This window comes from Janibacter sp. CFPM2_SD2, from assembly GCF_057364645.1.
This window is the reverse complement of sequence record NZ_JBNFOF010000124.1, coordinates 1-9317: the sequence shown is the minus strand read 5'-3', so window position 1 is coordinate 9317 and position 9317 is coordinate 1. Positions and strand designations below refer to the sequence as shown.

8 protein-coding genes and 1 pseudogene are annotated in these 9317 nt (G+C 73.8%); 4 read left to right on the top strand and 5 right to left on the bottom strand.

All coding sequences use genetic code 11. The features are described 5' to 3' along the window. Together AC2W7J_RS11940 and AC2W7J_RS11935 are read right to left on the bottom strand one after the other, a co-directional pair. Positions 1-785: hypothetical protein (locus tag AC2W7J_RS11940; RefSeq protein ID WP_485982636.1), on the bottom strand; the 785-nt coding region annotated here is incomplete at its 3' end. Positions 786-936: 151 nt separating this feature from the next. Further along, positions 937-1530, bottom strand: a complete 594-nt coding sequence (locus AC2W7J_RS11935) for a hypothetical protein (protein WP_485982635.1) — start codon at positions 1528-1530, stop codon at positions 937-939. A gap of 165 nt (positions 1531-1695) precedes the next feature. Here AC2W7J_RS11935 and AC2W7J_RS11930 point away from each other — a divergent pair. Further along, a pseudogene (locus tag AC2W7J_RS11930) lies at positions 1696-2379 on the top strand (TIGR03089 family protein); the annotation flags it as partial. A gap of 72 nt (positions 2380-2451) precedes the next feature. On the opposite strand, the gene AC2W7J_RS11925 reads toward AC2W7J_RS11930, so the two are convergent. After that, positions 2452-4062, bottom strand: a complete 1611-nt coding sequence (locus tag AC2W7J_RS11925; protein WP_485982633.1) for a peptidoglycan-binding domain-containing protein — start codon at positions 4060-4062, stop codon at positions 2452-2454. Positions 4063-4360: 298 nt separating this feature from the next. Here AC2W7J_RS11925 and AC2W7J_RS11920 point away from each other — a divergent pair, with 298 nt between their 5' ends. After that, entirely contained in the window at positions 4361-5182 is an 822-nt protein-coding gene (locus AC2W7J_RS11920; RefSeq protein ID WP_421007479.1) for a CoA transferase subunit A, read from the top strand. 1 nt (position 5183) lies between these two features. Continuing rightward, the gene (locus AC2W7J_RS11915) at positions 5184-5822 is read left to right on the top strand and encodes a CoA transferase subunit B (protein ID WP_255184035.1); all 639 of its coding nucleotides are present in this window, start codon (positions 5184-5186) and stop codon (positions 5820-5822) included. 66 nt (positions 5823-5888) lie between these two features. Here AC2W7J_RS11915 and AC2W7J_RS11910 read toward each other — a convergent pair whose 3' ends face one another. Next, positions 5889-7373: a hypothetical protein gene (locus tag AC2W7J_RS11910; RefSeq protein WP_485982631.1), complete on the bottom strand. Its 1485-nt coding sequence runs from the start codon at positions 7371-7373 to the stop codon at positions 5889-5891. Between the two features lie 135 nt (positions 7374-7508). On the opposite strand from AC2W7J_RS11910, the gene AC2W7J_RS11905 reads away from it, so the two are divergent. Continuing rightward, positions 7509-7769, top strand: coding sequence for a hypothetical protein (locus tag AC2W7J_RS11905; RefSeq protein WP_485982629.1), 261 nt, complete (start codon positions 7509-7511; stop codon positions 7767-7769). 320 nt (positions 7770-8089) lie between these two features. Here the strand turns inward: AC2W7J_RS11905 and AC2W7J_RS11900 are convergent, their stop codons facing one another. Then, positions 8090-9070, bottom strand: coding sequence for a glycosyltransferase family 2 protein (locus AC2W7J_RS11900; protein WP_485982627.1), 981 nt, complete (start codon positions 9068-9070; stop codon positions 8090-8092). Positions 9071-9317: the final 247 nt, after the last annotated feature.

Genomic DNA, 9317 nt, shown 5'->3' with positions numbered 1-9317 from the left:
CGTGCCGGGCACCGGCCCCACCGTCCGGCCCACACGGCGCCGGCGACGGCCAGGACGATCGCGAGCGGCAGCGCGACGAGCAGGCGCCGGTCCGCCCACGGGTGGTCGGGGGTGATCCCCGGGCGCCACAGCGTGAGCAGCGTCGAGCCGGTCGTGACGACGAGGGCCGGACCCCACGACGGGAGGGGTCCCCCCTTCGCCCACCAGGTGCCGAGGGCACGCCACAGGCCGGCGAGGACGACGAGGGCGACGACCAGGGCGGCGGGCCCGATCCACCAGGCGAGCCAGTCGACGGAGTGCTCGGCATAGGTGCGGCCGCCGTCGACGGGCAGGCCGAGCTCGGCCTGCATCCGGGCGACGTACATCGCGCCCGGGTCGCGGGGGTCCTGCCGCACCGTCATGACCAGCGGGCGAAGGGAGAGCCCCGCCCCGACGATGACGACGAGGGCCGGGAGGAGCGCCGGCAGGCGCGACGTCACCGCGACCGGCACCGACCAGCCGCGCCGCGAGCGCCGCAGCAGCCACCAGCACAGCAGGGACATGAGGACGACGAGCCCGACGAGCGGGACGAGGGAGGCGCCGATCTCGCCGAGGTAGCGCCAGCTCATGACCCCGGCGACGGCGAAGCCGGCGAGCGTCGTCCCGACGGCGCCGACGAGCAGGTGCCGTCCCCAGCCACGCCCACGGGCGAGGAGGGCGGCGGCGACGGGGATGAGCAGCATCGTCTCGCGCAGGGCGTCGATGCGCACGATCGAGGTGCCGCCGACGAGCGCGCCCGCGAGCACCGCCGCTCCGGCCCACGCCCCCGAACCCCGCAAGACCCTAGGGTTTGCGATGTCGTGGTCCCGGAACGTCGCAAGACCCTGGGTCTGCGACGTGTGGGCTCGTCGGCGGCGCGGGCGAGGAGCGTCAGGGCGAGGAAGCCCGCGGCCAGGGTCAGCCCCGCCAGCGGCTCGGAGTAGGTCGAGCGCGAGGTGTGCAACCACGGGAAGCAGACCCCGACGAGCACAGCGGCCACCGGCGCCGCCCACGGCGCGACCGTCCGGGCGACGAGCAGCCCGATCGCGAGCAGGGCGAGACCTCCGAGGACGGCCGGCGCCCACAGGGTCGGGTCGCTCCCCCGGCCCACCACGGCAGCGAGTAGACGAGCGCGGGGCCGGGCATGAACTGCGGCTGGACCGTCGGGTCCTGCGGCGACCCGGTCTCGTAGAAGGCCGGCGACTCCAGGGTCAGCCCCTCGTCGGCGAGCGTCTGCGGTCCGCCGATCGTCTCGGGGTCGATCGCGACCGGCCGCACCCCCGTCTCGGCGAGGTAGATCGTCGCCTGCAGATAGCTCGCGGAGTCGCGCCGCGGCATGACCTGCTCGGAGTGCGTCACGCCGGTCCACACGGTGACGGCGAGCACCCCGACGACGAGGGCCGCGGCCGGCGCAGGACGAAGGGGGGTCCCCCCGGGCCGCGGGAGCAGCGCCGACAGGCGCCAGGCGAGGGCCGCGGCGATGAGCGCGGTGAGCAGGCCCACGAGCGGCACCCAGGCACCCAGCCAGGCGATGACCGCCCCGGCGAAGCCGAGGAGGAGGACCCACAGCGCCGCGGTGACGACGAGACGCTCGAGCGGCGGGCGAGATCACGCGGGGCGGGGTCCACGGCGGCCACGCTATCCGGCGCGGGTGGGCGCGGTTCGTAGGCTGGGCGCATGCCCACTCCCGCAGAGGTCCTCGCCACCGTCAACCGCACCGACTCCGCCGCCCCGCGGATCACCTGCTACGACGACCAGCCGGGCCCGACGGCCGGAGAGCGGGTCGAGCTGTCGGGCCGCGTGCTCGGCACCTGGGTGAGCAAGGCGGCCAATGCGATGCAGGAGGAGTGGGACCTCGAGCCCGGCTCGGTCGTGCGGCTCGCGATGCGCCCGCACTGGCGCCTCCTCTACTGGGCGTGGGCCGCGTGGTCCGTCGGCGCGGTCGTCGACCTCGAGGGCGCCGGCCCCGCCGACTCGTCGTCACCGATGACCCCGAGCGGCTGCCCGACGACGCACCCGCAGTGCTCGCTGACCCGGGCAGCCCTGGCCCGCCGCGCGGACGCGCCGGTCCCCGACGGGGTGATGGACGAGGCCGCCGACCTCGCGACCCACGGCGACCTCTTCACGCCCTGGGCCGAGCCCGAGGGCGACGACACCGCCCTTCGTCTGGCCGACGAGGAGACCTCCTACGCGGACGTCGTCGACATGGCCCGCTCCGGCTCGACGATCGACGACGGCGCCCGGGTGCAGCTCGTCGACCCCTCGGCCCAGGCCCTGCTCGTCACGGCCCTGGCGGTGTGGTCCGCCGGCGGCTCGCTCGTCGTCCACCTCGGTGCGGTCGACGAGGAGACCCTCGCCCGCCGGCGGCAGACGGACGGGCGAGTCACCGCCCGTGAGCCGGTGACGCCCTCCGTCGGGGTGCCGTGCCGTGGCTCAGCCGCGACGCGCGCGGACCTCGCGCTCGAGGGCCTGCCACGTGACGGCCCCGACGTAGCCGGTGCGGGAGAGCCCGTGGCGGCCCTGCAGGGCACGCACGGCGTCCTGGGTGGCGGTGCCGAACTTCCCGTCCGCGGGCAGTCCGAGGTAGCGCTGCACGAGCTCGACGGGGTAGCCGGTCGAGCCGGGCTTGAGCACCGTGCGGCGGTAGGAGAGGAAGGGGTACTGCCTCGCCTCGAGGGCTGCCCAGGTGCGCTCCTCGACGATGCCCGTCTCGCGCAGGCCCGCCGACTTCTGGAAGCTGCGGACCGCCCGCTCCGTCCCGCTGCCGAAGGCGCCGTCGACGGCCACGCCGCCGAGAGCGCGCTGCAGCACCTTGACCGCGGCGCCGCGCGCGCCGGTGGCCAGGACCGTCGAGCGCAGGTCGGCGAACTCGGTCCTGGTGACGACGACCGCCGAGGCCGGCGGCGCCGAGCCCTTGGGCGTGGTGATCTTCGGGTGCTCGGTCGTGTCCTCGGTGGCCGGGGGCTTGCCGTTCTTCGTGTAGGGGACGCCGGCGAGCGCCTTCCACACGTTGTTGGTGACGATGCCGTCGACGCGCAGCTGCTTGTCGGTCTGGAAGTTGCGCACGGCCTTCTCCGTCGCGGGCCCGAAGGCGCCGTCGACGGTGATCCGCAGGGTGCGCTGCAGGGCCTTGACCGCCTCGCCCGTCGACCCGAGGCGGATCGAGGTGTTCATGTGCTCCGCGAGGTCGCCGCCCTTGTCGTCGCCGCGGGCGGGGATCTTGCCGAGCAGGACCATGCGGTTCCACGTCGCCTCGTCGAGGACGCCGGTGACGGGCACGCCGTTGGCCTTCTGCCAGGTCTTGAGGGCCGACTCGGTCGCCGGGCCGAAGACACCGTCGGCGGTGACGCCGATGACGCCCTGGGCCAGCTGCACGTCGGGGCCGGAGGCGCCCACCCTCAGGGTCGGGTAGGAGTCCGGGTCGACGACCGGGCCGGCGGGGCCACCCGGGGTCGTCGTCACCCCGGTCCAGGCCTTGCCGGTCCACCACGACGTGCGCTGCATCGCGCCGTCCCAGCTGAAGGAGAAGTGGATGTGGTCGGTGTGCGGGCTGACGCCGTTGTAGGCACGCCAGCCGGCGCTCATGTTGTAGGTCCCCCAGATCTGGCGGTTCCAGATGATGTACATGATCCCGAAGCGGCGCGCCATGGCCGCCGGGCGGCCCTCGGCGTCGGGCGCGAGCAGCCAGGTGATGACGCCATCGGCGACCGCCCGCTCGTGGGGGTCGTAGGCGTTGAGCATCCAGTCGAGGGCACGGCCCTCGGAGTGCTCGGTCAGGCCGTAGTTGCAGGCCCGGGAGATGCCGTAGTTGAACTCGTCGTAGTGGTTGGCCATGAGCCGGGCGAAGGCGGTGACGCCGGGCTTGGGGTCCGGGTCGCACACCGACTGCGGGATGTATGGCGAGGCGACATCCAGCTCCTTCGGCAGGTTGTTGTTGACGGGAGGCTCCGGGACGGCGCTGGTCCGGGCGGTGGCCGCAGTGGCCGCGGGCAGGGTGAAGGCCGGGATGAGAGCGGCACCGACCAGGCGGACGGAACGTGACACGCGGAGGCTCCTTGGGTGGGAAGCGGGCAGGGGAACCCGACGGGCGGTGGCGTGGTGTCTCGTCCCGACCGTCTCGTCACACTCGTCACAGCGATCCCAGACATCACAGCCAGTGACTCTTATTCCACGAGTCACACAAGACACGCCAGCCCCACTGAGCTAATTACGTCCCTGTGGTTTGGGTGCGGCGGCGACCCCGGCCGTCGACGACGAGTAGCGCGGGAGCCCCCTTCACCCCCGGGATCGGTGTGGCGGGGCCCCATCCGTGGCCACGTGGCGAGGGACTACGGTCGGGACCATGGACAAGGTCGTCTCCTCACCAGCCGAGGCCGTCGCGGACATCCCCGACGGTGCCACCCTCGCGGTGGGCGGCTTCGGGCTCTGCGGGATCCCGAGCGTGCTCATCGCCCAGCTGCAGGCGAAGGGGGTGAAGGAGCTCGAGTGCGTCTCCAACAACTGCGGCGTCGACGACTGGGGCCTGGGCCTGCTCCTCCAGGGCGGCCAGATCCGCCGGATGGTTTCCTCCTACGTCGGGGAGAACAAGGAGTTCGCCCGGCAGTACCTCTCCGGTGAGCTCGAGGTCGAGCTGACCCCCCAGGGCACCCTGGCGGAGAAGCTGCGCGCCGGCGGCGCCGGCATCGCCGGCTTCTGGACCCGCACGGGCGTCGGCACCCAGATCGCCGACGGCGGCCTGCCGTGGCGCTACGACGACGCGGGCAACATCGCGATCGCCTCCCCCGCCAAGGAGACCCGCAGCTTCGCCGTCGCCTCGCGTCAGGCCGACGGCACGACGGTGACCGAGGACCACGAGTTCGTCCTCGAGGAGGCCATCGCCACCGACTTCGCCCTCGTGCGCGCCTGGAAGGGCGACCGCCACGGCAACCTCGTCTTCCGGACGACCTCGCGCAACTTCAACCCCCTGTGCGCCATGGCCGGGCGCGTGACGGTCGCCGAGGTCGAGGAGCTCGTCGAGCCGGGCGAGCTCGACCCCGACGCGATCCACCTGCCCGGCATCTACGTCCAGCGGGTCGTGCCCCTGACCCCTGAGCAGGCCGCCGACAAGCGCATCGAGAAGCGCACCGTGACGACGAAGACCGACGCGACGAAGGAAGGTGCCTGACATGGCGCGCACCCGTGAGCAGATGGCCGCCCGCGCCGCCGCGGAGCTGTCCGACGGCGACTACGTCAACCTCGGCATCGGGCTGCCCACGCTCGTGCCCAACTACGTGCCCGACGACGTCGAGATCGTCCTGCAGTCCGAGAACGGGATCCTCGGGGTCGGGGCCTACCCCGCCGACGAGGACGTCGACGCCGACCTCATCAACGCGGGCAAGGAGACGGTGACCCTGCGCAAGGGCGCCTCGATCTTCGACTCCGCCACGAGCTTCGGCATGATCCGCGGCGGCAAGGTCGACGCGGCGATCCTCGGCGCGATGCAGGTGGCCGCCAACGGCGACATCGCCAACTGGATGATCCCCGGCAAGATGGTCAAGGGCATGGGCGGCGCGATGGACCTCGTCCACGGCGCCCGCAAGGTCTTCGTCCTCATGGAGCACGTCGCCAAGGACGGCTCGCACAAGATCCTGCAGGAGTGCGAGCTGCCCCTCACCGGCAAGGGCGTCGTCCAGCGGATCATCACCGACCTCGCCGTCATCGACGTCACGCCCGACGGGCTCGTGCTGCGCGAGGTCGCCGAGGGCGTCACCGTCGACGAGGTCGTCGAGCGCACGGGCGCCCCCCTGCGCATCGAGCTCGACTGACGAGCCACCGACACACCGCGGGTCGCACCCGCACGGCGGGCACGGCCCGCGCCACGCTCACCCGGGTCAGGCATCCCTGACCCGGGTGAGCGTCGTCGATCCCACCCGAGCGCTCGGACCGAAGGCCACGACGGTGAGCCACTGCGGCTGGCGCTGGACGAGGGTGGTGACCGACGCTCCCGGAGCGGTCGTGACGACGAGGACCGGCGCGCGGTAGCCCGCCGCGAGCGCGGCATCGCTCGTGCGGTCCGACGAGGTGCGGGCGAGCACGACGCGGGTGCCGGAGTAGGAGTTGCGGAAGTACTCGGCCAGCTCCGCGGAGACGTCGCCGTGCCCGGCCCCGGAAAATCTCATGACCCGTAGTCCGTGACCCGTGAGGTCCTGGGCGACCGCGGTGGAGATCCGGCTCGACGGGCCGAGCAGACGCACCGTCGTCACCCCGGCGCGGCGCAGCGCGGCCCTGGACTGCCACCCGACGCGGGTGGCGCCTGCCCACACGACCGGCTCGCGTCGCGTCCCCGCGACGGCGCCGAAGGCTCCGGCAGCCGGCACGCTCGCCTGCGTCGAGACGCCCGCGACGGTGATCGGCCCCTGCTGGCGCATGAGGTCGACGACGGCCGCACCCGTGGCGTCCTTGTCCGCCTGGCCGACCCGGGTGACGGTGATGCCGCGCGCCCGCAGCTGGCTGACGACGGGCGACCCGACGAGGGTCGATCCCCCGACGACGTAGGCGCGGGTGATCCGGGAGCCGCGACGGTCGAGCTCTCGGACCGTCGCCGAGGTCAGCTGCCCCCGCCCCGAGAGCAGGAGCGGCGCCCGCAGGGCACCGGCCAGGGGCCGGGCCATGACGAGGTGGGCGACGTCCTCCTCGTAGGTGCTCGCGATGACGACCGTCGACGCCGTGCTCGGCGCCGCCCGCGCGGAGGCCGCGGCGAGGTCGCTCGCGCTGCTGCCGCCCACCCGCTCGGTCGCCCGGTGGATCGACGAGGAGGACAGGCCGAGCGCCCGGCGCAGCGCCTCGCCGCCGAGGCTGCGCACGGCACCGGTCGACGAGGTGGCGACGGCCGTGCGCACGGTCCCCGCCGAGGTGCGCTGGGACAGGTCGAGCCGCACGACGTCGGCCAGCCCGAAGGCCCGGGAGAGCTGGGCCCCGGTCACCGTCGTCGTCCAGCGGCGCCGGGGGTTGTCGGCGGTCGTGCTCCACGGGTCGCTCACCGAGCGCAGGTAGGGCACGGGCGTCGCGCCGGGGAAGGCGTCCTCGTTGTTGACGGTGCGGCCTCCGGAGGAGGACGAGTAGAGCGCCTCGATGAGTTGCCCGCCGTAGCGGGGGACGAAGCCGGTCGTCGCGCTGCCGCCCGCCCGCACCGCTGTCTGCCAGCGGGGCCAGAAGGAGGCCTCGCTGCCCTCGGGCACGGGTCCGTAGACCTGGTCACCGACGCCGTCGACGACGTGGCAGGCGCACTCCGCTCGCACGCCGGCCTGGACCTTGCGCAGGGCATAGCTGCGGCCGCGGCCGCCTGCGCCTCGAGGGCCGCCTCGGGCCAGGCCCACGGCACCTCGCGCACCTGGTCGAGGTACTCGTCGGCCAGCCGCAGCTGCAGCACACCCTGGATCGTGGCCGCACCCGGCGTCGGCGTGACGACGAAGGGGGCGTGACGGTACCTCCTCGTGCCGAGCCCGAGGTCGGTGCGTGACTGGTCCCAGGTCACCTGCACCGAGGTCCCGCTCACCGAGGTCGTCGAGCAGGTCGAGCACGTGGCGGCGACCGCGCTGCCGCTGCGGCGCAGCGTGACCGACTGGCCCGCGGGCGCGGTGAGTGTGCGGCCGCCGGCGGTGACGGTCAGCTTCCCGCCGTTGGTGCCGGTGGAGCGGCCGCTCACGGTCGTCGTCGTCGCCCCGCTGACGATGTTGACGAGGATCGTCTGGGTGTCGGGCACCTGGTCGTAGGTCGTGCCGGTGTAGTAGCTCGCGAGGATCTGCCCTGCACTGCGGCCGGCCTTGGCCTGGGCGAGCGCGCCGTACTGGCTCATGCCGACCCCGTGGCCGAAGCCGCTGCCCGACAGCGTCCAGGACGCGGGGGCCGCCGAGGTCGCGGCGCTCCCGGCAGCAGCCGAGCCGGCCGCGCCGGTCGCGGCACCAGTCGGACGTGCGGAAGCCACGACCGGGGTCGCGAGCACGGCGGTCATCACGAGTGACCCCACCGCCGCGACCACGGAGCGTGCCGTACGGCCGGCGCCGAGCCTGTCCATGGACCGAGTGTCCTCCCCTCAGGTCCGGGGCGGAAGACCCTCGGACAGGTGCGCGGGGCTCGTGAGGAAGCCGATGCCCCACGCCCAGTGCATCGTCGCGATGGCGGCCGGGACCCGCACGCGCACGGCGGGGTCCTCCCCCTTCGAGATGATCCATCCACCGACGGTCACGGCCGCGGCGTACCCGGCCGGCACGAGCCAGGCGGGACGCCACGCGGCACCGAGCGCCGTCGCGGCGAGGGTGCCGGCGACCATCGTCGGCGGCGCGAGATAGCGGGCACTGGCCGTGCCGGGGTGGCGGCGGGCGACGACCCGGCGCCAGCGGCCGTAGTTGAGGTACTGGTCGGCCAGCCGGCGAAGGGAGGACCGCGGGCGATAGGTGACGACGAGCTCGGGGGTGAACCACACGCGACCACCGCTCTCGCGGATGCGGTGGTTCATCTCCCAGTCCTGGGCACGGGCGAAGTGCGGGTCGTAGCCGCCGACCCGCTCCAGCGCCGAGCGACGGAAGACGCCGAGGTAGACCGTGTCGGCCTCGCCGGCGCCACCGCCGGTGTGGAAGCGCGCTCCCCCGACGCCGAGGGGGCTCTTCATCGCGCAGGCGATCGCCCGCTCCAGCGGAGTGGTGCCGACGGCGTCCATGATCCCGCCGACGTTGTCGGCCCCGGTCTCCTCGAGGGCGGCGACAGCCCGGCTCAGGTAGTCGACGGGGATCTCGGCGTGCGCGTCGACCCGGGCGACGACCTCACCGGTCGACACGCCGATCGCCGCGTTGAGCGCGTCAGGGGTGTGGCCGCTGGGGTTGGCGACGGTGCGCACCCGCGCGTCGGCCGCCGCCAGCCGGGCCGCGACCTCGTCCGTGCGGTCGGAGGAGGGCCCGAGCGCGAGGACGACCTCGAGCTCGCCGGGCCAGTCCTGACCGAGGACCATCCGGACCGAGTCGGCGAGATGACGCTCCTCGTTGAGCACGGGCATGACGACGCTGACTCGGGGGGACACGCGCTCCAGTATGAAGGTCGTCACCGTCGCTTCATCTCGGACTCGCCGCTCTCGTCCGGCGACCTGCCAGCCTTTGCTCTTATCCTCGTCGGCATGCCTGAACGCCCCTCCCGCCCGCGTCGGCCCTCCGGCGACCGCTCGTCCGGCCGTCGGCCCGACGACGACGCGATGACCTTCGACGTCCGTCGCGGCCGTGCCGACGACGAGACCGCGCGGGCCATCCCGACCGGCAAGCGGCGCGCGACCC